The organism is Deltaproteobacteria bacterium, assembly GCA_019912665.1.
In the GTDB taxonomy this organism is placed as follows: domain Bacteria; phylum Desulfobacterota; class GWC2-55-46; order GWC2-55-46; family GWC2-55-46; genus UBA5799.
Genome location: JAIOIE010000014.1, coordinates 1 through 1,605 on the forward strand (window position 1 = coordinate 1; position 1,605 = coordinate 1,605).

Here is a 1,605-nt window from a genome sequence, read left to right on the forward strand (position 1 = left end):
AGTGTCCTGAGTCAGAGATTCGGGAGCAGAATCGCCCGATGGCAGCCAGGATGTCGTCCGCGGTCTTCGTCCACACGAACGGTGTCGGCGACTGGTTCCATCCGTCGAGGTAGCTGCGGATGGCGTCGATCAAGCTACGCGTGCTCTTGTGGGTGCCGCGGCGGATCTGCTTCTCGGTGATCTCTGCGAACCAGCGTTCGACGAGGTTGATCCAGGATGCGTAGGTCGGAGTGAAGTGGAGGTGGAACCTCGGGTGTCGCATCAGCCATCGACGAACCGTCGGGGTCTTGTGCGTGCTGACGTTGTCCAGGATGACGTGCAGGTCCAGGTCCTTCGGCACCGCGTCGTCGATCAGGCGGAGGAACTGAACGAACTCGGTCGCACGATGCCGCTGGCGACAGTCGCCGATGACCTGACCAGTCTTCACGTCGAGGGCCGCGAAGAGAGTCGTGGTGCCATGCCGGACGTAGTCACGTGTGCGACGCTCCGGCAACCCTGGGCGCATCGGAAACACTGGCTGAGTGCGGTCCAGGGCTTGGATCTGCGTCTTCTCGTCGACGCACAACACCACTGCCTTCGCTGGCGGCCTCATGTAGAGACCGACGATGTCGCGCACCTTCTCGACGAACAGGGGGTCGTTCGACAGCTTGAACGTCTCGGCTCGATGCGGCGCGAGAGCAAACGCGCGGAAGATCCGGCTGATCGCGCTCTGGCTCATACCGGTCTCCTTGGCGAGCGACCTGGTGCTCCAATGAGTCGCGTTCTTCGGCGTCGACTCGAGCACCTTGGTGACGACGCGCTCGACATCGGCATCGCTGATCTTCCGAGGTGCGCCAGAACGCGGCTCGTCGAACAGTCCATCGATGCGCTTCGCCAAGAACCGGCTGCGCCACTTGCCTACGGTCAGCCGGCTCACCGAGACCGCATCGGCGACCTCCAAGTTCGACTTGCCGTCAGCCGCCGACAAGACGATGCGCGCACGGGTAGCGATGCCTTGTGCGCTCGTTCGCCGACGAGACAGGCTGAGCAGATGCTCGCGCTCTTCGTCGGTCAGGGTCAGCGGCTGAAGTTGTTGCCCACGTGCCATTCGTCGACCTCCGGTTTATCTGCGGAGATCAACGCCCTACAAGCTCTGGAACTTCTGACTCAGGACACGAGCCGTTGGTGTTCGGCCCGGCGTTGGCCATCGACAAGAGGCCTGGGGTCGTGTGCTTGTGCTGGAAGTTCTCGTCCGCGAACTTCTCGCCGTAGATCGCCTCGCCGCCGGTGCCGTTGCCGCGCGTGAAGTCGCCGCCCTGGCACATGAACTGCTGGATGATGCGGTGGAAGTGCGAGCCCTTGTAGTGCAGGGCCTTGCCGGACTTGCCGACGCCCTTCTCGCCGGTGCACAAGGCGCGGAAGTTCTCGGCGGTCTTGGGCACGCTGTCGGCGAACAGCTCGAAGACGACGCGGCCGGCGGCCTTGCCACCGATGGTGATGTCGAAATAGACGCGTGGGTTCATACGGCCGCCTTGTTACCCGATCGGCGATGCACCTTCATCCACCGACGCGGAACTCCAGTTCCAGCGGGCCGTCACCTGGCGGCAGCGACAGCGGGCCGATGCG

General features: G+C 63.7%; 2 protein-coding genes. Both read right to left on the minus strand.

Annotated elements, in window-relative coordinates:
• Positions 1-1,087, minus strand: a 1,087-nt coding sequence (locus tag K8I01_04405) for an IS630 family transposase (protein MBZ0219658.1), incomplete at its 3' end; no start/stop codon positions are given.
• 28 nt (positions 1,088-1,115) lie between these two features.
• The gene (locus K8I01_04410; protein MBZ0219659.1) at positions 1,116-1,502 is read right to left on the minus strand and encodes a peptidylprolyl isomerase; all 387 of its coding nucleotides are present in this window, start codon (positions 1,500-1,502) and stop codon (positions 1,116-1,118) included.
• Between the last annotated feature and the right edge of the window lie 103 nt (positions 1,503-1,605).

Bases quoted from the DNA above. Each gene is read 5' to 3' on its own strand.
- K8I01_04410 (MBZ0219659.1), bottom strand. From the start codon at position 1,502: ATGAACCCACGCGTCTATTTCGACATCACCATCGGTGGCAAGGCCGCC.